This is a genomic window from Brucella sp. NBRC 14130, assembly GCF_040371715.1.
In the GTDB taxonomy this organism is placed as follows: domain Bacteria; phylum Pseudomonadota; class Alphaproteobacteria; order Rhizobiales; family Rhizobiaceae; genus Brucella; species Brucella intermedia.
In genome coordinates this window covers 221,923-241,749 of the sequence record NZ_BAABTE010000006.1, presented here as the reverse complement: position 1 = coordinate 241,749, position 19,827 = coordinate 221,923, and the positions used below count along the sequence as shown (strand labels likewise).

Sequence of the window (19,827 nt, the reverse complement as noted above, 5' to 3'; positions counted from 1 at the left end):
TGGCCGGGTGGCGGAGAAAAGGACAACATGCCAGAGTTCGGCGCAACGGGGATTTTGCGGAATGTTTCCGCAATCGTTACTGGCAGGCAATGGCGTCCTGCTGCCCTTGTTGCAAAGCCGCTTGGATGGCTTTCTCCGAAAAAGGCCGTGATGAAGGCTTCCGTTTCTCTTGCAACGCTTTTTGCTGCCATGCCCGCCTTTGCGCAAGGCGCGGAATCGACCCGCATCGCCCTGCCCTTCGGCGGCGGCAGCGTGGGCGCTTTCGAGGTCATCCAGTTTTCCATGTTCCTCGGCGTCATGGGCGCCGCTCTCCTTTCTGCCGGATGGCTGATCCGCGAACGGTCGCGCGTTGCCGCAGAAAACAAGGAACTGCGTTCCAAATTCGCCGATCTCAATCTCGTCGCCCAGCGCAATGAAGCCCTGCTCAACCTCAAGGATCAGCGCATCGTGGTCTGGGACGGCCACAGCACGCGCGCCGAGGTTGTCGGACTGCTGCCGGACGAAAGCGCCGCCCCGCAGGATCGTTCCGCCTTTCTGGCCTTTGGCCGCTGGCTGCGTCCGCAATCGGTCGTGGCGCTCGAGCGTGCCATTGGACTTCTGCGCGAACAGGCGCGGTCTTTCGATCTTACGGTTGAAACCGTCAACGGTACCTTGCTCGACGTGCGGGGACGCACTTCCGGCGGTTTTGCCGTTGCCCGTTTCCTCAGCCTCCAGGGCGTGCAGGCGGAACGCGCGGCATTGCAGGCGCAGAATCGCGAATTTTCCGAGCGTATCGAGCTTTTCCGCCGTCTTCTCGACCGGATCGACCAGCCGGTCTGGGCGCGCGATGCTGCTGGCCGTGTGGAGTGGGTCAATGCGGCCTACGCGCAGGCGGTCGACATGGCGGATGCAAGCCAGGTCATTTCGGAAGGGCGCGAGCTTTTCGGGGCGCAGGCACGCCAACGCCTGGAGCGCGACCGTTTTGCCGAGCCTGTCCTGCAGGAACAGCTGACCGCTGTCGTGCATGGGGATCGCCGCCTTTTCAACGTGACCGATGTCAGCGCGGAAACGGGTTCCATTGGCCTCGGCGTCGATCTCACCGAAGTGCAGGCGGTGCGGGAGGAATTGAGCCGCACGCTGAAAAGTCATGCGGAAACGCTCGACCAGCTTTCGACGGCAGTGGCGATTTTCGACCCCGAGATGAAGCTGCAATTCTTCAATCAGGCTTTTGCCAAGCTCTGGTCGCTCGATACGGCATGGCTGGAATCGCAGCCGAGCAACACGCTGATCCTCGACCGCCTGCGTTCGGAAGGAAAACTGCCCGAACAGCCGGAATGGCGCAAATGGAAGGATTCCGTGCTTTCCGCCTATCGCGCCGTCGAGCCGCAGGAACATATGTGGCACCTACCGGATACGCGGACCATGCGCGTCGTCGCCAATCCGCATCCGCAGGGCGGCGTGACCTGGTTCTTCGAGAACATGACGGAAAAGTTCGAACTCGAAGGCCGTTACAACACGCTCATCAAGGTGCAGGGCGAAACGCTCGACCATCTGGCAGAAGCCGTGGCGGTGTTCGGCTCCGATGGCCGCATCCGGCTTTCCAACCCGTCCTTTGCCGATCTCTGGGCGCTGCCCATGCCGCTTATCGTCGAAGGCACGCATATTTCGTCTATCGCCAAAATCTGCAGCGAGCGCGGTGGCGACGGGCTGTGGGATGATTTCGTTTCCACCGTCACCGGCTTCCTCGACAAGCGCGACGGGCGCATGGGGCAGGTGGAACTGGACGATGGCACCATTCTGTCCTTTGCCGTCGTGCCGCTGCCCAAGGGCCAGACCATGCTGACCTTCATCGACGTCACCGACACGGTGCGCGTCGAACGGGCGCTCAAGGAAAAGAACGAGGCGCTGGAACTGGCCGACCAGATCAAGAACGATTTCGTCCAGCACGTTTCCTACGAATTGCGTTCGCCGCTCACCAACATCATCGGCTTTACCGAACTGTTGCAGACCCCGGCTTTCGGATCGCTCAACGAACGCCAGATCGAATATCTCGACCATATCAGCACCTCTTCGTCGGTGTTGCTGACCATCGTCAACGATATTCTCGATCTTGCCACCGTCGATGCGGGCATCATGGAACTGGAGGTCGGCGAGGTTTCCGTCGTGGAAGCGATTTCGGCTGCCGCCGCACGGGTAGGCGAGCGGATGCGCGACCACGATATCGGTCTCGATATTGATATTGCCGACGATGTGGATGTGTTCAAGGCCGATGCCAACCGCGTCCGTCAGGTGCTTTTCAACCTCCTGTCCAACGCTACGAACTATGCGCCGGAAGGCTCCAGCATCCGGCTGCAGGTGGCGCGCGAAGGATCGGAAATCGTTTTCGCGGTCCACGATGACGGTCCGGGCATGCCGGGCGAGGTGCTCGACACGGTTTTCAAGCGTTTCCAGTCCTATCCCAATGGCGGTCGCCGCCGCGGCGCCGGACTCGGACTTGCCATCGTCAAGAGCTTTGTCGAACTGCATGGCGGATCGGTGGATATCGACACGGGTTCCGGTCGCGGAACAACGGTGATTTGCCGTTTTCCATCGGAAACACGCAGCTTCCGCATCGCCGCCGAATAAGATAAAGGGTGCCCATGAGCGCCTCACAATCCAGCATCAGCTATTTCTTGCCCGACGAAACCGCAACGCAGCGTTTTGGTGAAGATTTCGCCCTTGCGCTTCAAAAGGGCGATCTTGTCACGCTTTCCGGCGATCTGGGGGCGGGAAAATCCTCGCTTGCGCGTGCGATCATCCGGGCAATCGCTGACGATGAAGGACTGGACGTTCCAAGCCCGACTTTCACGCTTGTGCAAAGTTACGAGGCCTTGCGGATTCCGGTCGCCCATGCCGATCTTTACCGTATTTCGCACGGCGAAGAACTGGATGAGCTGGGACTGCCGGAATTTATGGAGGATGGTGTGGTTCTGGCCGAATGGCCGGAGCAGGGCGAGGGGTTTTTGCCGGAACCGTCTTTTGCCGTCACACTGAGCCATGAAGGGGCAGGGCGGCGCATTGCCGTGTCGGGACCTGTAGCTGCCATCAGCCGTCTGGAACGTTCGCGGGCTATTCGGGCATTTCTGGACGGCCATGGCCGTTCCGATGCGACGCGTCGTTATTTCCAGGGAGATGCTGGTCCACGCAGATATGAGCTTATCGCAAGTGCCGCCGATGATGTCGAAGTTCTCATGAACGCGCCAGCGATGCCGTATGATCCACCCTTACGTAACGGCAAATCCTACCGCCAGCTTGCCCATATTGCAGAGAACATTCAGGCTTTCGTGGCAATTGATGGTTTGCTCGCAAAGCACGGTTTTCGCGCACCGCAAATGCGTGCCATGGATATAGATGCAGGGCTTTTGATCCTCGAAAATCTCGGAACCGAGGGTGTGCGGGCAGCGTCTGGCGAACCTGTTGCCGAACGTTATGAAGCCGCAGGGCGCTTTCTGGCACATCTGCACGGTATCATGTGGCCGGACCATGCGCCGGTTGCCGGCTATCCTGATCACATCATCGCCGGTTTTGACCGCGACGCGATGATGATCGAGGTCAGCCTGATCGGCCAGTGGTATGCGCCGCGAATGATGGGCAGGCAGCTGACAGAGGCAGAAAAGCAAGCTTTCGAGGCGGCATGGGATCGCGTGATCGCCGATATTGCCGATGTCGAGAAGAGCCTGCTCCTGCGCGACTACCATTCGCCGAACCTGTTCTGGTTCCCGGAGGCGCAAGGCAAGAACAGGATCGGTGTCATCGATTTTCAGGATGCGATGATCGGGCCCGCAGCCTATGACGTCGCTTCGCTGGCGCTCGATGCGCGGGTGACGATTTCGCCGGAGCTGGAACAGGCCGTGGTCGCAGCCTATTGCGATGAGCGCCGTGCGCTCGGACATGCCTTCGATGAGGCTTCGTTCCGCAAGGCCTATGCGGCGATGGGCGCGCAGCGCAATGCCAAGCTGCTGGGGCTTTTCGTGCGGCTTGACGAGCGTGATGGAAAGCCGGCTTATCTGGAGCATCTGCCGCGCATTCATGACTATCTCGGACGTGTGCTGAAGCATCCGGTCATGGCGCCTGTGGCGGCATGGTTTGAGGAATTGGGGTTGATGCAGCAGGAAGAGGCCGCGCAATGAGAACGCCGAAAATGGCCCCGAAAACGGCTATGGTTCTTGCCGCCGGTCTTGGCAAGCGCATGCGCCCCATCACCGAAACCATTCCAAAGCCGCTGGTCAAGGTGGCGGGCAAACCCTTGATCGACTGGGGCCTCGATGCGGCGGCACAGGCCGGTATTCGCACCGCAGTCGTCAATGTGCATTATCTCGCCGACCAGCTTGAAGAGCATCTTCGTGACCGTAACGATCTGGAGATCGTGATCTCGGATGAACGCGACATGCTGCTCGATTCCGCTGGCGGCATTGTGAAGGCGCTGCCGATACTGGGAACGCAGCCGTTTTTCATTCTGAACGCCGATACATTCTGGGTCGGTGACGAGAAAGCCCCCAACCTCACGGCGCTGGCTGACGCCTGGGATGCGGAGCGGATGGATATTCTGCTGATGACGGCGCGTCTCGATCAGGAAACCGGTTATGAAGGCAAGGGCGATTTCGTTGCCGACGATAACGGGCATCTGCGCCGTGCGCGTGATGTCTCCGGCGAGCCGGTGATCTATGCCGGAGCAGGGATCATCCATCCCCGCATATTCAATGGCGCGGAGCCGGTCGTGTCCTCGCTCAATCGTTATTTTGATGAAGCGATTGCGGCGGGTCGCCTTTATGGTATGCCAATGACCGGGCACTGGCTGACCGTCGGCACGCCGGACGCAATCGGCGAGGCGGAGGCGGCGCTTACCGCATTCGCATAGGAGGTGGAGCGCATGAGCGCACGCAGACCCAGAGATGGGAAACAGCGCCTGTTTTCAATTCCTCCCGGCACACCGTTTTTGCCAGCTTTTGCCAGGGCACTTCTGGAAGGGCGGCTGGTCGAAGGTTTTCCCGGCAATCCTTCCGATCCGCTGGCGCTGGCCAATGCGACCATCTATGTGCCGACGCGCCGTGCGGCGCGTGCTTTGCGGTCCATTTTGGTCGATATGAATCCGGCTAAAGTACTTCCGGCAAAAGCGGTAAGCGGTTTTGCATCCGGAAACGCGTCGGAAAAAAAGAGCGCCATTTTGCCGACGATAAAACCGTTGGGCGATGTAGATGAGGACGCCGCTTTCTTCAATGCCGGTGCGTCAGGCGTGTTCGACATCAATCCGCCAATCGGCACGGCGGAGCGGCTTCTGCTTCTGGCGCGATTGATCCGTCCGTGGCGGGAATCGCTGCCCTCGCATGTGCGTGCCTTGTTTGGCGTTGACGATGTTTCCGTTCCGGCGACCACTTCCGATGCGGTCTGGCTTGCCCGCGATCTGGCCGGCCTGATGGATCAGGTCGAAACCGATGGGGCGAAGTGGAGCGAGCTTGCGACGATTGCCCCGGAAGACCTTGCCGACTGGTGGCAGGTCACGCTTGGCTTTCTCAATATCGTCACCAATCTCTGGCCGGACATTCTGGCGGAGCGCAAGCTTTCAAACCCTGCCGCGCATCGCAACGATCTCATCTGGAGCGAAGTTAAGCGGCTGCGCACCCATCCGCCCGCCGGTCCTGTCATCGTTGCCGGTTCCACCGGTTCCATACCCGCGACTGCGGAACTGATTTCCGCCATTGCGGACTTGCCGAATGGCGCGGTGGTGCTGCCGGGGCTGGACCGTGACCTCGACGATGCAGCCTGGCAGCTGCTGGCATCGGCAACCGACAATCCCTCGACTTACGGTCATCCGCAGTTCGGTTTGCGCAAGCTTCTGGATGCAATGCAGACCTTGCGCGATGATGTGGAACATCTGGATGTCATGCCCGCCTCCAAACGCCTGCGCGAGCGGGTGGTGAGCGAGGCGCTGCGCCCGGCGGAAACGACCGATGCGTGGGGCAAGCTCGATATGGAGGCGGACAGCCTGCACGCTGCCGCGCAGACGATCGACCTGATCGAAGCCGCCAATGAGCGGGAGGAGGCGCTGGCCGTCGCTCTCGCCTTGCGCGATGCGATCAATGAAGAAGGCAAGACGGCCGCGCTCGTCACCGCCGACCGCAATCTGGCGCGGCGCGTGGTCGGCGAACTGGCCCGCTTCGGGATCGATGCCGACGATTCCGGCGGTCGGCATCTGCGCGATGTCGAAACCACGACATTGCTGCGCCTGCTGGTCGAGACGGTCTTCAATCCCGGCGATCCGGTTGCCCTGCTGGCGCTGGTCAAGCATCCGCTGCTGCGGCTGGAAGCTCCCCGTATCGAACGACGCCTTGCCGCAGAAACGCTTGAACTCATCGCCTTTCGTGGCGGAACGGGCCGGGCATCCGTGCTCGATCTTCCGGCATTTTTCGACCGACGGCTGGAGGAAAGCGCCAGCCAGACGTGGCAACCGGCATGGCATGACACGGTTACGCCGGACATGATCGCGGCGGCACGAAACCTTTGCGAAAGCCTGTCGAACGCGGTGGCGCCGCTCGCCCCTTTCGTTATCGTCGGACGCCGAACCGAGATCGGCGAAATCGCGCGCGCCACCGTCGAGGCGCTGGAAAATCTTGCCCGGAACGAAAAAGCCAGCGTCGCGCCATTTTATTCCGGCGAGCGCGGGGAACAGCTCGCCGCCTTTTTGCGCGGTCTGGTTTCAAGCGAAGCCGGGCTTGATTTCGAAGCTTCGGAATGGCCAGCCGTGCTGGATGCGCTGATGGCGGGCGAGACTGTCAAGCCGCATCCGGGCGGTCATCCGCGTCTCTTCATCTGGGGTGCGCTGGAAGCGCGCCTGCAAACCATGGATACGGTGGTGATCGGCGGTCTCAATGAGGGAAGCTGGCCTGCCCGCACCCGCAACGATCCGTTCATGTCGCGACCGATGAAGTCGATGATCGCGCTCGATCCGCCTGAACGGCGCACCGGCCTTGCCGCCCACGATTTCCAGATGGCGCTGGGCATGGATCATGTCGTGCTGACGCGCTCGCAGCGTTCCGACAATGCGCCGACGGTTGCCTCGCGCTGGCTGCAGCGGCTTGAAACGGTGCTGGGTGCCGATGTCACTGCGCAGATGCGCAGGCGCGGGGCGCGTTTCATCCAGTGGTCACGCGAAATCGACCGGGCCGAAGACGTGCCTTTCGTGAAAAGACCGCAGCCCGCTCCTCCTGTCGCTGCCAGGCCGAAGCATTTTTCGGTGACGGAAATCGAAACGCTGCGCCGCGACCCTTATGCGATCTTCGCCAGGAAGATATTGAAACTGCGGCCGCTGGAGCCTCTGATCCGCGACCCGGCTGCAGCTGAACGCGGCACTTTGTTCCACGATATTCTGGGTCATTTCACGCAAGAGGCAATCGATCCGCTGGCGCCCGATGCCGCCGACCGCCTGATGGAACTCGGTCGGATTCTTTTTGCCGATATGGACCTGCCGACGGAAATCGAGGCCGTGTGGTGGCCACGCTTCACGGCGCTCATCCCGCAATTTCTGGCCTGGGAGCGTGAGCGTGCCTATAATGTCCAGACCCGCTTTGCCGAGATTTCGTCCGATAAACGTGAGGTCGAAGGGCTCGGAATCACGCTTTCCGGCCGGGCTGACCGTATCGACCTGATGCGCGACGGGACCGCCGAAATCATCGATTACAAGACCGGCTCGACACCGTCGCCCCGACAGGCCCATGTGCTGCTGTCGCCGCAGCTGGCGCTGGAAGCCGCACTTCTGGTGCGCGGAGCGTTCCGGGAACTGGGTTCGGTCCGTGCTTCGGACCTCACCTATGTACGCCTCAAGGCGGGCGGCGAGGTGAAGCCGGAGTCGATCCTCAAGATCGGACGGCCCCCCTCGGAGAAAACCGCACCGGCACTTGGCGAGGAATCCTGGCAGCGGCTGGCGCAATTGCTGGCTGAGTATCAGAAGCCGGAAAAAGGTTATCTTTCCCGTGCACTGCCATTCCGTGAAACCGACCTGACCGGCGATTACGATCATCTGGCGCGGGTGCTGGAATGGTCCGCCGGTGGCGATGCTGGCGGGGAGGGCGAGGCGTGAAGAAGAAGCTCCATATTCCGCCGGAAACATTGTTTGCGCAGGGCAGGGCCGCCGATCCGGCGGCTTCCGTCTGGGTGTCGGCCAATGCGGGTTCCGGCAAGACCCATGTTCTGACGGAACGCGTTATTCGCCTGCTGCTGGAAGGCACCGACCCTTCCAAGATTCTCTGCCTCACCTATACCAAGGCGGCGGCGGCGGTGATGCAGAACCGCGTATTCATGCGGCTTTCCGAATGGGCCGTCTTGCCCGATGAAGAACTGGCCGAACGTCTGAAATCACTGGAAGGCCGCAGGCCGGGCGATGCCCGTCTCGCGGCGGCGCGACGGCTGTTTGCGCGTGCGCTGGAAACGCCGGGCGGGCTTAAAATCCAGACCATCCACGCTTTCTGTGAAGCGATCCTGCACCAGTTCCCGCTTGAGGCGAACATTGCCGGTCATTTCGAGATGATGGATGATCTGATGCAGGCCGCACTCGTCGGTGAAGCGCGGCGTCAGTTGCTCGAAACCGCGCATGGCGGCGGCGATATGGAACTGGCGGCTGCCTTCGCCGATGTCTTGCAGGCAGCGGGCGAGATGGGCCTGCAATCGCTTCTCGATGAAGCCGTAAGCCGGCGCAATGGTTTGCAGACCTATATCGCCGAGCTGGGCGTGCCGCCACATCGCAGCGAAACTTTGCACCGGGCATTCGGCTTTGACCCACAAACCAGCGAAGACGATCTCCTCGCCGATCTCTGGCCGATGCCGGAATTTTCCGAGGATGCGCTCGATCTCGTCATGTCGATCCAGAAGGGTGCGTCGCGTGCGCAGGATTTTGCGCTGCAGCTGCGCCGTTTCGACAAGGTGACGGGCCAGCGCGACCGCGAAGCGGTGTTGCGCGCAGCATTTCTCAAAAGCACGGGCGAGCCTAAATCTGGCTCCTATGTCTGCTCTGCGGCGGTGAAAAAACTTCTGCCGGATTTCGAGGAGGGTTTCGACACGGCGGCGGCGCGTGTCGAACGGGGGCTCGACCGGTTGAAGGAATTGCGTCTGGTGCGGCTCAATCTGGCCGCGCTGACGCTGGTCGACAATCTGCTGCAACGCTATCACGATCTCAAACGAAAGCGCGGCCTGCTCGATTTCGAGGATCTCATCACCCGGACCGTGGCGCTGCTTGCCCGCAACGGGGCAGGGCAATGGGTGCAATACAAGCTTGATCGCGGCATCGACCATATTCTGGTCGATGAGGCGCAGGATACCAGCCCCGACCAGTGGCAGGTGATCCGCATGTTGTCGGAGGAGTTTTTCTCCGGCCTCGGCCAGCGCAATATCAGCCGCACGCTCTTTGCCGTCGGTGACGAAAAACAGTCGATCTATTCGTTTCAGGGCGCAGTGCCGGAGGATTTTGCGGCGCAGGGACGTTCCGTCAGCCTGCGCGCGGAAGATGCGGAGCTGAAATTCGAGCGCGTCAGCCTCAATTTCTCGTTCCGCTCCGTTCCCGATGTTTTGCAGGCGGTGGACGAGGTTTTTGCCAGACCCGAGGCCCATCGCGGCCTTGCGGGCGCAACGGTGCATGAAGCTATTCGCGCCGATGCGCCGGGCGAGGTGGAAATCTGGGACATGCTGACGCCGGAAGAGGTGGAAGAGCCTGATGACTGGCGCGAGCCTGTCGATCATCTGGCGGCGCCTGCTGTGCGGCTCGCGGATCAGATCGCGGCCACCATTCGCCATTGGCTGGATAGCGGCGAAATTATTCCGGGCCAGAACCGGCGGATCATGCCGCGCGACATCATGGTTCTGGTGCGAAAGCGCGACCAGTTCATGCCCGCCTTGTCGCGGGCACTGAAAAACCTGTCCGTCCCGGTCGCGGGCGCCGACCGCTTGCGGCTCACCAGCCATATCGCCATTCAGGACCTGATGGCGCTCGGTCGTTTCGTGCTGCAGCCTTCGGACGGCCTTTCGCTGGCATCGGTTCTGAAAAGCCCGCTGTTCGGCTGGGATGACGATCAGCTTTTCGAGCTTGCCCACCCGCGTGGCTCAAGCCTCACGCTGTTCGAGCGGCTTTATCAGGTCTCGCGTGGCGATGCGGCGCTGGCCGAGGTGCACAAGACCCTGAGCCGCTGGCGCAACATGGCCGACACCATGCCGGTGTTCGAATTCTATGCGCGCATATTGAGTGCGGATGGTGCGCGGCGAAAACTTCTGGCCCGGTTGGGGCCGGAGGCTGGCGACATCATCGATGAATTCCAGAATTATGCGCTTTCCGCCGAGCGCGCCGGTCTGCCGGGCCTGCAGGCATTCCTTGAAACGCTGGATGCGGCATCGCCGGAAATCAAGCGCGAACTCGATCAGGGCCGCAATGAGGTGCGCATCATGACCGTCCACGCCGCCAAGGGGCTGGAAGGGGCGGTGGTGTTCCTGGTCGATCCGGGAAGCGCGGTCTGGACCGGCAGCCGCGCGCCAAAGCTCATTCCTTTTGATTTTTCGGACGGCAATCCGCCGGTGAAAGGCTATCTCTGGCAACCCAATGCTGGATACCAGACCGGGTTCACGGCAGCGCAGATCGATAAGCTGAAGACACGGGCCGAGGAAGAATATCGCCGCCTGCTTTATGTCGGCATGACGCGGGCCGAGGATCGCCTCATCATCTGCGGCTATCGCGGCGCGCGCGAAAGCGGCGAGACATGGCATCGTCTTGTCGAGGATGCGCTGGCCGCCAAGGCCGAGACATTCGTGCATCCCGTGCTGAAACTTGCCGCACGGCGCTATCGCAACACGCCGCGCGGAATGGTCGAGATTGTCGATCAGGACAAGACCGAGGATCATGCGCTGCCTTCGCTGCCGCGCGACTATTTGCGGCCGATAAAGCCGGAAACCGGATTGCCGCGTCCGCTGGCGCCGTCGGGCGCTTCGGTCCTGATCGAAGCGGACGAGGAACCGCCGCTCGATACGTTTTCGCCGGTTCTGGGACCGGGCAACGGGTCGCCAGCCTTTGCGCTGCGGCGCGGCACGGCGATCCATATGCTGCTGCAATATCTGCCCGATGTGCCGCAGGCCGACCGCGAAACGCTTGCGCATGACTATCTTGACCGCATCGCTGCCGACTGGCCCGAAACGGAGCGGCAGTGGGCCTGGCAAAGCGTCAGGACTATTCTCGACGACCCGACCTACGCGCCGGTCTTTGCGCAAGGCTCACGCGGGGAAGTCGCCATCATGGGCACGATCGAGCTTGGCGGGCGCGATCATGCCGTGTCAGGCCAGATTGATCGTATCAGCGTCGGCGAGAACCGGGTGCTGATCGTCGATTACAAGACCAATCGACCGCCGCCGAAAACCATCGAGGCGGTTCCTTTTGCCTATCGGGCGCAGCTTGCACTTTATCGGGAATTGCTGGCTCCCCTCTATCCGGGGCGGATTGTCGAAACGGCGCTTCTGTTCACCGAAGGTCCGTTTTTGATGCCGTTGCCGGATGCGATTCTGAACGAGGCGTTGCAGTCACTGAAAGACTCTCAAGTAAAGGTGACGAACCAGAACTTGACGGATGGCAGCAGACACGCCACATGATATAGCGAATAAAGAGCGGAATGTGTCGTGAGTCTGGAAAGACGTCTGCCGTTCTTGGAGAGAAAAGAGGATAGCCCTATGGCAACCGTTAAGGTCGATAACAGCAATTTTCAGTCGGACGTTCTTCAGTCCAGCGAGCCTGTCGTGGTGGATTTCTGGGCGGAATGGTGCGGTCCCTGCAAGATGATCGCTCCGGCTCTGGACGAAATCGCGACCGAAATGGCCGGTCAGGTCAAGATCGCCAAGGTCAATATCGATGAGAATCCGGAACTGGCCGCGCAGTTTGGCGTGCGTTCGATCCCGACGCTTCTGATGTTCAAGGACGGTGAACTCGCCGCAAATATGGTCGGCGCTGCTCCGAAGAGCCGCCTTGCCGACTGGATCAAGGCTTCGGCTGCGTAAAACAGCATCATAAAACGAAAAAACCCGGCCTTTGCGCCGGGTTTTTGCTTATTGAGGTGGTGTGCCGTTGTCTCGCAGGACTTCACCCGCAAGGTAAAGCGATCCGCCGATCAGGATACGGGGCGGCACTTCATCCGGGGGCCAGGTGTCGCGCAGAAGTTTCAACGCATTGGCAACCGAATGAACGGGCTCCGCCGAGAGATTGGCCTTCTGCGCTGAAACCGCCAGCTCATCATTGGGAATGCCCGCATCGCTGGACGGGATCGGCACGGTGAAAACGTGCCGCGCCATGCCGGAAAAGGCTTCGAAATAGCCGACCGGGTCCTTGGTGTTGATCATGCCGGTGATGAGGAACAGCGGGCGCGCATTACGCTCCTCAAGATCGCCGAAAGCTTCCGCGATCACTGCGCCTGCACCCGGATTATGACCGCCATCGAGCCAGATTTCGGATGCAGCCGGAGCCATGTCGACGAGCGCCCCGTGGGTCAGCCGCTGCATGCGGGCCGGCCAGTCCACCACCATCAGCGCCTTTTCCACGGCCTTGTCGGTCAGGCTGAAACCAGCCATCTGCACGGCCTCGATTGCAGCTGCGGCATTGGAGATCTGGTGGCGTCCCGGCAGGCGCGGTAATGGCAGGTCGATCAGACCGTCCTCGTTCTGGAACACCATGCGTCCGTGTTCCTCGAAGGCGAGGAAATCCTGTCCATAGACCGAAACCGGACAGTCGAGCCGGTCCGCTGTCGAGACAAGCACTTCGCGCGCCGCATCGAAGGGCTGGAAGCCGACGACGACCGGACAATCCTTTTTGATGATGCCGGCCTTTTCGGCGGCGATAAGCTCCACACGATCACCGAGATAGGCCTGATGGTCGATGGAGACCGGCATGATGAGCGAGACGGCTGGATCGGTAATGACATTGGTAGCGTCGAAACGTCCGCCGAGACCGACTTCCATGACGACGACATCGGCCGGATGCTCGGAAAAGAGCACGAAGGCGACCGCCGTCAGGATTTCGAAAACGGTGATATGCTGCCCGTCATTGGCGGCTGCAACACGCTCTATCGCGTCGGCCAGAACATCGTCGCTGACCAGCCTTCCGCCTCCGGGCGCCGCCAGACGATAGCGCTCGTGCCAATGGACGAGGTGCGGCGAGGTGTGGACGTGAACGTCGAAGCCGCCTGCTTCCAGAAGTGCGCGGCAGAAAGCCGTCGCCGATCCTTTGCCATTGGTTCCGGCAATGTGGATGACCGGCGGCAGCTTCAGGTGCGGATTGCCGAGCTTTTCCAGAAGATCGCGGATGCGGTCGAGGGAAAGGTCGAAGCCCTTTGGATGCAACTGCATAAGCCGCTCGATTGCGGCGGCGGCTTTTTCTGTCACGATCAGGCTGCCTTGCCGTTTGCTTCCGTCTTCTTGCCGTCCAGAGCATCGCTGTTGGCGGGCTGCTTGGTCATGATCTTGAGCAGGCGGGCAATCGTGCTCTTCAGTTCGAGGCGCGAGACGACCATGTCGACCATGCCGTGTTCCATGAGATAATCGGCGCTCTGGAAGCCTTCCGGCAGCTTTTCGCGGATCGTCTGCTCGATGACGCGCGGTCCGGCGAAGCCGATCAGTGCGCCGGGTTCCGCGATGTGGATATCGCCCAGCATGGCATAGGATGCCGTCACGCCGCCCGTGGTCGGGTTGGTCAGGACGACGATGTAGGGCAAACCTGCTTCTTTCAGCATTTCCACCGCAACCGTGGTGCGTGGAAGCTGCATCAGCGACAGGATGCCTTCCTGCATACGCGCGCCGCCCGAAGCGGCGAACAGAACCATCGGGCGCTTCAGCTCGATAGCCTTTTCAAAGCCCTGGATGATCGCTTCGCCGGCGCCCATGCCGAGCGAACCGCCCATGAAGCCGAAATCCTGAACAGTGGCGACGATAGGCAGGCCTTCAATGGTGCCGATGCCGTTGACGATGGCGTCGTCCATGCCGGTGCGAGTGCGGTAATCCTTGAGACGGTCGATATATTTCTTCTCGTCACGGAATTTCAGCGGATCGACCGGCACTTTCGGCGCTTCAAGCGTGGTGTATTCGCCATTGTCGAAGAAGAAACGCAGACGGTCCTTTGCCTTGATGCGCATGTGATGGCCCGAGGACGGGATCACGAACTGATTGCTCTCAAGGTCCTTGTGAAACACCATTTCACCGGTCGACGGATCCTTGATCCAGAGGTTTTCCGGCATTTCACGGCGGCCGAGCATCGAATTGATCTTCGGACGAACGTAGTTGGTGATCCAGTTCATGACGTTTGGTTCCGTTTCTTGTTCTTCGGCAAAGAGCTTGTCAGGCGCTTAAATGGACGATTTATTGGGCGGCTTCAAGGCGTGTGGCGCGCACGCTCTCTGCAAGAGCGTGGACAAGCCGGGTTGCGGCGGCGACTGGATCGCCCTTCGCCTTGCCGTTTTCGTCCAGTTCACCGGCAATCGCGTTGACAATCGCCGTGCCGACGACGACGCCATCGGCATGGGTGGCGATGGCTGCTGCCTGCTCGGGCGTCTTGACGCCGAAACCGACGCAGATCGGCAGTTCGGTGCTCTTCTTGATATGGCGCACGGCTTCGCCGACCTTTGCCGTATCGGCAATGGCCGATCCGGTGATGCCGTTCATCGAGACGTAATAGACGAAGCCCGATGAATTGTGCAGCACCTTCGGCAGACGCTTGTCGTCGGTGGTCGGCGTGGTGAGGCGAATGAAATTGATGCCCGCGTTCATGGCTGGAATGCAAAGCTCGGCATCCATTTCGGAGGGAAGATCGACGACGATCAATCCGTCCACGCCGGATGCCTTGGCGTCGGCCAGAAAGCGCTCCACGCCATAGATATAGATGGGATTGTAATAGCCCATCATGACGATCGGGGTGGTGTCGTCTTCCTTGCGGAATTCTGCCGCCATGTGCAGCGTCTTTGCCAGCGTCTGCCCGGCATTGAGGGCGCGCAGGCCAGCGGCCTGAATGGCTGGTCCGTCTGCCATCGGATCGGAGAAGGGCATGCCCAGTTCAATCACGTCCGCACCGGCCTTCGGCAGGCCCTTCATCACCTTGAGCGAGGTTTCCAGATCGGGATCGCCGCCCATGAAATAGGTAACGAGCGCCGGACGGCCCTCGGCCTTCAGTTCAGCGAATTTGGTGTCGATGCGAGTAGTCATACCGTGCCCCGTGGCAAAGTGCGCGTCAGATAGTCGGCAACGGGCTTGCCCGCCATCGCCGTTTCCATCCATGCGCGCCGTTCAAAGTCTATAATTCCCAGTTCCCACACGCAGGCCATCAAAAGCGGCTGTGCGGGCATGAATTCCACCTCGTCGCCGAGTTCCGACTGCCAGAGGATTTCCGTCGCGATGCCGCCCTCAAGCCACCAGTGCAGGAGCAGCCACAGGCCTTCCTCGCCTTGATGCAGAATGGCGAAACCCACGCCCAGATGTGGCAGGGCGGCCAGTTTTTCAGCGGCGGTCTCGATCTGTCTGCGAGCGAGGCCGACAGCGGCTTCCGCGACAGGGTTGGCCGGATCGGCTTCGATGATATTGAGCTTGATCGTCGCCGGACCGCACGTCGCCAGACCGTCGAACCAGGCGGCACGCGGCTTGTAGACGGAGATTTCGGCGACGTCGCTACCCATGTCAGATGTCCATGCCGAGAAGCTTGCCGACCGTGTGGACATCCTTGTCGCCACGACCGGACAGATTGACGATCATTACCTGATCCTTGCCCATGGTTGGCGCCATTTTCACGGCCTGCGCGATGGCATGGGCGGATTCGAGCGCCGGGATGATGCCTTCGGTGCGGGTGCAAAGCTGGAATGCGTCGAGCGCCTCATCATCGAGGATCGGCACATAGTCGACGCGCCCGCTGTCCTTGAGCCACGAATGTTCGGGACCTACGCCCGGATAATCGAGACCAGCAGAAACGGAATGCCCTTCGAGAATCTGGCCGTCATCGTTTTGGAGAAGATAGGTGCGGTTGCCATGCAGCACACCGGGACGGCCCGCGCTCATCGACGCGCAATGTTCGTCACCGTCGAGACCGCGTCCGCCTGCTTCGACGCCGACGATCTTCACGGAGGCATCGTCGAGGAAAGGATGGAACAGGCCGATGGCATTGGAGCCGCCGCCAACCGCTGCCACGATCACGTCCGGCAGGCGTCCTTCCTGTTCGAGGATCTGCTGGCGCGCCTCATTGCCGATCACCGACTGGAAGTCACGCACCAGTTCCGGATAGGGATGCGGACCGGCGGCGGTGCCGATCAGGTAATAGGTGTCTTCGACATTCGTCACCCAGTCACGCAGGGCTTCGTTCATCGCGTCTTTCAGCGTGCCGTTTCCAGCGGTGACGGGCTTCACTTCGGCACCGAGCAGCTTCATGCGGAACACATTCGGCTTCTGGCGCTCGACATCGGTCGCGCCCATATAGACGACGCAAGGCAGGCCGAAACGCGCTGCAACGGTGGCAGACGCCACGCCATGCTGACCAGCGCCGGTTTCGGCGATGATGCGGGTCTTGCCCATGCGCTTGGCAAGCAGAATCTGGCCAAGGCAATTGTTAATCTTGTGGCTGCCGGTATGGTTCAGGTCTTCGCGCTTGAAGTAGATTTTTGCGCCGCCCAAATGCTTCGTCAGGCCTTCGGCATAATAGAGCTTGGAAGGACGACCGGCATAATAGGTGGAAAGCGCGGAAAGCTCAGCCTTGAATTCAGGGTCGTTCTTCGCCGTTTCATAGGCTTCCTGCAATTCGAGGATCAGCGGCATCAGTGTTTCGGCAACGAAGCGTCCGCCGAAAATACCGAACATGCCCTCTTCATCCGGGCCTGTCTTGTAGGAATTGGGTTCAACCGGCTTGTTCAACGCTTTCGCTCCGTCATTTCAGGCTGTCTGCGGGCGTCAGCGACAGCCCGGAAAAAATTCTCGATGAGACGCACATCCTTTTCGCCGGGCGCGCGCTCGACGCCGGACGATATATCGATACCCGGCGCCTGCGTCTTGTGCAGCGCTTCGGCGATATTGTCTGCATTCAATCCACCGGAAAGCATGTAATCGATATCGGCGTCAAGCGCAGCCAGAAGTTCCCAGTCGAATGACACGCCGTTGCCGCCGGGAAGGTCTGATCCCTTCGGCGGCTTGGCGTCGAACAGGAAGCGGTCGGCTATGCCCTGATAGGCTGCAATCGCGGCAAGATCGCTGGCTTCACGGACCGAAAAGGCCTTCATGACCGGCAGGCCATAACGCGCCTTGATGAAGGCGACCCGTTCCGGCGTCTCATGACCGTGCAACTGCAGAATGTCGGGCTTCACCGCTTCCACGATCTCATCCAGCGTTTCATCGTCGGCGTCGACCGTAACGGCGACGGCAAGCGCTCGTCCCTTGACCGCATCGCGCAAGCCTGCCGCTTTCTGCGGTGTTATATGGCGCGGGCTTTTGGGAAAGAAGATGAAACCGATATGCGTCGCACCGCCGTCGAGGGCGGCGGCAACGGCGTCGGGGGTTTTAAGCCCGCATATCTTGATATCGATAACCATGGTTTTCCGTCGCATAAATCGGGGGGCTACTCAAGCTATTCCGTCCATTCCGATCTATTCGGAGACCGGATGGCCATCAAAACCCTGTGCGATCAGAAAATCATACGCCTCCATGACCTCAAGGGGAACTGCCTGCGCGATCTGGTAGCCCTTGGCGGGATACTCCAGGATACGCTGCAGGTCGCCCGTCATCTCATGGACAAGCATTTCAACCGGATGATCAGCCGTCGGCTGGTCCTCGAAGGCGGTGAGCGGCGCGGTGATGCTTGCGCGCGCTTCCGGCCATTGCCGGGCCACGGTCGCCAGAACGCGGCGCTGGGTCTGCGGCTTGGTCACGAGGATGGCGCTGACGGCGCCGGGGGCGAGTTTTTCGCGGCTGAATCTTACGTTTTCGCCGATATTGGTGGCGTTGGGCTCGATCGTGATAGCTTTTTCCGGCACGCCGCGCCTGATGGCTATCTCGGCAAAGGCTTCCGCTTCGCTGTTCTTATAGAGTTTCTCCGTCCAGTGACCGCTTTTGCCGGTGAACACGAGCCACGTCGCCATGCCCTCCAGAAACAGATCGGCAGCCCTTTCGGCCACGCGTGGATCGTAGCTGCCCAGCCCGATGATCACATCGGCGGTTTCAAGCGGATCATAGATGCAGTGATAATCCCACAGCACCCGGGCGGCGTTCAGTACGGATGATTTCATGTGAAGTCGATTGCCTGCAATGCGCTGCCATTGCGCTTCAGCCAAGCCTTGCAGCGCTCCGTATCGGGGCAAAGCTCATGGCAGAGTTTCCAGAATTTCGGCCCATGGTTCATCTCGATGAGATGAGCCACCTCATGGGCGACAAGATAGTTGATCACCGGGGCAGGCGCCATGCCGATGCGCCAGGAGAAGGAAAGGACACCGTCCGAGGTGCATGATCCCCAGCGGCTTTTCGTATCCTTGAAACGCACCGCCTTGGCCTTGCGGCCCACAGTGGTGGTGTGACGGACGACAAGCGCCTCGATCTCGCGCCTCACGTCGCGCTTGATGTGATCGGCAACGCGGCGCGGCAGATGTGCCGGGTCACCATGGACGAGTAGAATATTGCCTTCGAGAAGCTCGGTCGTGCCGCGTCCCGGCTGGTGCACGATCTTGTGTGGAACGCCACGCAGGGGAATTTTGATGCCGGCGCGCACGCCCGGCTGGTCCGGCAGTTTTGCGATGCGGCTTTCGATCCAGCCCTCGTGGCGGTTGAGGAAGCTCAACACTTCGCGCTCGGGAAGTCCGGGCGGAACCGTGACGCGCAATCCCTTGCCGCCTGCTTCTATGCGCAGGGTCAGCCTTTTGGCGCGCGGATTCTCGAAAACGCGCAAGGGAAGTTCCCGTCCGGCGACCGCGTGAATGCGTTCGCTGCGAACTGTCGTCGTTCCAGCGGATGCCCCTTTACCGCTGATTTGCCGAAGAAAGGAAAGGCCCATCGTCCAAGAATAAGCGATTCGCTCCGGAGCGCATCCCGAAAAGTGCGAAGCGGTTTTCGGGATACGACTTGCGTGGAACGTGTTGAAAAGGCCGGTATTTCTGTGAAAAACAGGAAAAACGGCGCGGTCATGCCGCGCCGTCCAATGATTTTTGAGGTCTGTTTCATCGATCAAAGATCGGTGATGTCGTCCTTGCCGCCTTTCGCGCGCGGGGCAGGCGTCTTCTTCGAGGCCGCACGGCGCTCGGCCATGAAACGGTCGAACTCTTCCTTGTCGCGGGCGCGGCGAAGTTCGGCGGCATAGGCCTCGAATTCGGCGCGTGCTTCTTCAAGCTTGCGGCGTTCTTCGGCCAGTCGCTCCAGCTCGGCGCGACGCCAGTCGTCAAAAGCCTCGTTGCCAGTTGTGCCGCCGAAGTTGAAGCTTTCGCCCTTGCGGCAGTTGCGGAACGAGCCGAACACGGAATCAGTCTTCTCGTTCATGCCGCGCTTGAATCCTTCGAGGCGATCACCCCACAGGATATAGGCGAGCATGGCAAGGCCAAGCGGCCAGAACAGGAAAAAGCCGAGCACCATCAGCGCAATCGTGGCTGGCGTCCATGCCGGGCGGATCAATGCAGTGTTGGTCATGGTCTGCTCCGTCAAAAAGCGCATGCCATTCAACCGTTCGACAATCGTCCGGCCACATGCGCGAAACCAGGGCCTGCCAGCCCACCCCTATGGGGATTTTCTTCTGGCGGCTTGACTTCGACGTGGTGAAAAGATTGCGGCTTTTCAAGAATGCAACCGGAGGATTCAGGC

The 19,827-nt window shown here is 60.6% G+C and carries 15 protein-coding genes; 6 read left to right on the top strand and 9 right to left on the bottom strand.

Features of this window, described 5'->3' with window-relative positions; genetic code table 11:
• Positions 1-150: 150 nt before the first annotated feature.
• From ABWW28_RS14650 to trxA, 6 genes are all read left to right on the top strand, one after another.
• Complete coding sequence (locus ABWW28_RS14650) at positions 151-2,604, top strand: PAS domain-containing sensor histidine kinase (RefSeq protein WP_241084626.1); 2,454 nt, start codon at positions 151-153, stop codon at positions 2,602-2,604.
• A 14-nt stretch (positions 2,605-2,618) separates the two neighbouring features.
• Positions 2,619-4,148 carry a tRNA (adenosine(37)-N6)-threonylcarbamoyltransferase complex ATPase subunit type 1 TsaE gene (gene tsaE, locus ABWW28_RS14645; protein ID WP_021587568.1) on the top strand — a complete coding sequence of 510 codons (1,530 nt, stop codon included), beginning with the start codon at positions 2,619-2,621 and terminating at the stop codon, positions 4,146-4,148.
• Positions 4,145-4,876, top strand: coding sequence for a nucleotidyltransferase family protein (locus ABWW28_RS14640; RefSeq protein ID WP_021587569.1), 732 nt, complete (start codon positions 4,145-4,147; stop codon positions 4,874-4,876). Before tsaE ends, ABWW28_RS14640 begins: the two co-directional genes overlap by 4 nt.
• 12 nt (positions 4,877-4,888) lie before the next feature.
• Positions 4,889-8,092, top strand: coding sequence for a double-strand break repair protein AddB (gene addB / locus ABWW28_RS14635; protein ID WP_031347127.1), 3,204 nt, complete (start codon positions 4,889-4,891; stop codon positions 8,090-8,092).
• Positions 8,089-11,631 (top strand): double-strand break repair helicase AddA, encoded by a 3,543-nt coding sequence (gene addA, locus ABWW28_RS14630; RefSeq protein ID WP_021587571.1) that lies wholly within the window; start codon positions 8,089-8,091, stop codon positions 11,629-11,631. Before addB ends, addA begins: the two co-directional genes overlap by 4 nt.
• Before the next feature lie 78 nt (positions 11,632-11,709).
• Complete coding sequence (gene trxA, locus ABWW28_RS14625; RefSeq protein ID WP_006473274.1) at positions 11,710-12,033, top strand: thioredoxin; 324 nt, start codon at positions 11,710-11,712, stop codon at positions 12,031-12,033.
• A 48-nt stretch (positions 12,034-12,081) separates the two neighbouring features.
• Here trxA and ABWW28_RS14620 read toward each other — a convergent pair whose 3' ends face one another.
• The 9 genes from ABWW28_RS14620 to ABWW28_RS14580 all read right to left on the bottom strand — a co-directional run bounded on the left by ABWW28_RS14620 (position 12,082) and on the right by ABWW28_RS14580 (position 19,656).
• Positions 12,082-13,374, bottom strand: a complete 1,293-nt coding sequence (locus ABWW28_RS14620) for a bifunctional folylpolyglutamate synthase/dihydrofolate synthase (protein ID WP_031347128.1) — start codon at positions 13,372-13,374, stop codon at positions 12,082-12,084.
• Between the two features lie 38 nt (positions 13,375-13,412).
• Positions 13,413-14,318: an acetyl-CoA carboxylase, carboxyltransferase subunit beta gene (gene accD, locus ABWW28_RS14615; RefSeq protein ID WP_021587573.1), complete on the bottom strand. Its 906-nt coding sequence runs from the start codon at positions 14,316-14,318 to the stop codon at positions 13,413-13,415.
• Between the two features lie 61 nt (positions 14,319-14,379).
• On the bottom strand, positions 14,380-15,219 hold the full coding sequence (gene trpA, locus ABWW28_RS14610; protein WP_021587574.1) for a tryptophan synthase subunit alpha: 840 nt from the start codon (positions 15,217-15,219) through the stop codon (positions 14,380-14,382).
• On the bottom strand, positions 15,216-15,686 hold the full coding sequence (locus tag ABWW28_RS14605) for a hypothetical protein (RefSeq protein ID WP_021587575.1): 471 nt from the start codon (positions 15,684-15,686) through the stop codon (positions 15,216-15,218). The genes trpA and ABWW28_RS14605 overlap by 4 nt, the downstream gene beginning before the upstream one ends.
• Before the next feature lies 1 nt (position 15,687).
• Entirely contained in the window at positions 15,688-16,908 is a 1,221-nt protein-coding gene (gene trpB, locus ABWW28_RS14600) for a tryptophan synthase subunit beta (protein ID WP_021587576.1), read from the bottom strand.
• Positions 16,905-17,579 (bottom strand): phosphoribosylanthranilate isomerase, encoded by a 675-nt coding sequence (locus ABWW28_RS14595; RefSeq protein WP_021587577.1) that lies wholly within the window; start codon positions 17,577-17,579, stop codon positions 16,905-16,907. Before ABWW28_RS14595 ends, trpB begins: the two co-directional genes overlap by 4 nt.
• 54 nt (positions 17,580-17,633) lie before the next feature.
• The gene (locus tag ABWW28_RS14590) at positions 17,634-18,272 is read right to left on the bottom strand and encodes a YdcF family protein (protein ID WP_021587578.1); all 639 of its coding nucleotides are present in this window, start codon (positions 18,270-18,272) and stop codon (positions 17,634-17,636) included.
• Entirely contained in the window at positions 18,269-19,030 is a 762-nt protein-coding gene (locus ABWW28_RS14585; protein WP_031347132.1) for a M48 family metallopeptidase, read from the bottom strand. Before ABWW28_RS14585 ends, ABWW28_RS14590 begins: the two co-directional genes overlap by 4 nt.
• A 170-nt stretch (positions 19,031-19,200) precedes the next feature.
• Entirely contained in the window at positions 19,201-19,656 is a 456-nt protein-coding gene (locus ABWW28_RS14580; protein WP_031347133.1) for a DUF2852 domain-containing protein, read from the bottom strand.
• Between the last annotated feature and the right edge of the window lie 171 nt (positions 19,657-19,827).

What these genes read in the sequence shown, in the direction of transcription:
- ABWW28_RS14650 (WP_241084626.1), top strand. Translation starts at nt 151, where the DNA reads ATGAAGGCTTCCGTTTCTCTTGCAACGCTTTTTGCTGCCATGCCCGCC.
- tsaE (WP_021587568.1), top strand. Translation starts at nt 2,619, where the DNA reads ATGAGCGCCTCACAATCCAGCATCAGCTATTTCTTGCCCGACGAAACC.
- ABWW28_RS14640 (WP_021587569.1), top strand. Translation starts at nt 4,145, where the DNA reads ATGAGAACGCCGAAAATGGCCCCGAAAACGGCTATGGTTCTTGCCGCC.
- addB (WP_031347127.1), top strand. Translation starts at nt 4,889, where the DNA reads ATGAGCGCACGCAGACCCAGAGATGGGAAACAGCGCCTGTTTTCAATT.
- trxA (WP_006473274.1), top strand. Translation starts at nt 11,710, where the DNA reads ATGGCAACCGTTAAGGTCGATAACAGCAATTTTCAGTCGGACGTTCTT.
- ABWW28_RS14620 (WP_031347128.1), bottom strand. Translation starts at nt 13,374, where the DNA reads ATGCAGTTGCATCCAAAGGGCTTCGACCTTTCCCTCGACCGCATCCGC.
- accD (WP_021587573.1), bottom strand. Translation starts at nt 14,318, where the DNA reads ATGAACTGGATCACCAACTACGTTCGTCCGAAGATCAATTCGATGCTC.
- trpA (WP_021587574.1), bottom strand. Translation starts at nt 15,219, where the DNA reads ATGACTACTCGCATCGACACCAAATTCGCTGAACTGAAGGCCGAGGGC.
- ABWW28_RS14605 (WP_021587575.1), bottom strand. Translation starts at nt 15,686, where the DNA reads ATGGGTAGCGACGTCGCCGAAATCTCCGTCTACAAGCCGCGTGCCGCC.
- ABWW28_RS14595 (WP_021587577.1), bottom strand. Translation starts at nt 17,579, where the DNA reads ATGGTTATCGATATCAAGATATGCGGGCTTAAAACCCCCGACGCCGTT.
- ABWW28_RS14590 (WP_021587578.1), bottom strand. Translation starts at nt 18,272, where the DNA reads ATGAAATCATCCGTACTGAACGCCGCCCGGGTGCTGTGGGATTATCAC.
- ABWW28_RS14585 (WP_031347132.1), bottom strand. Translation starts at nt 19,030, where the DNA reads ATGGGCCTTTCCTTTCTTCGGCAAATCAGCGGTAAAGGGGCATCCGCT.
- ABWW28_RS14580 (WP_031347133.1), bottom strand. Translation starts at nt 19,656, where the DNA reads ATGACCAACACTGCATTGATCCGCCCGGCATGGACGCCAGCCACGATT.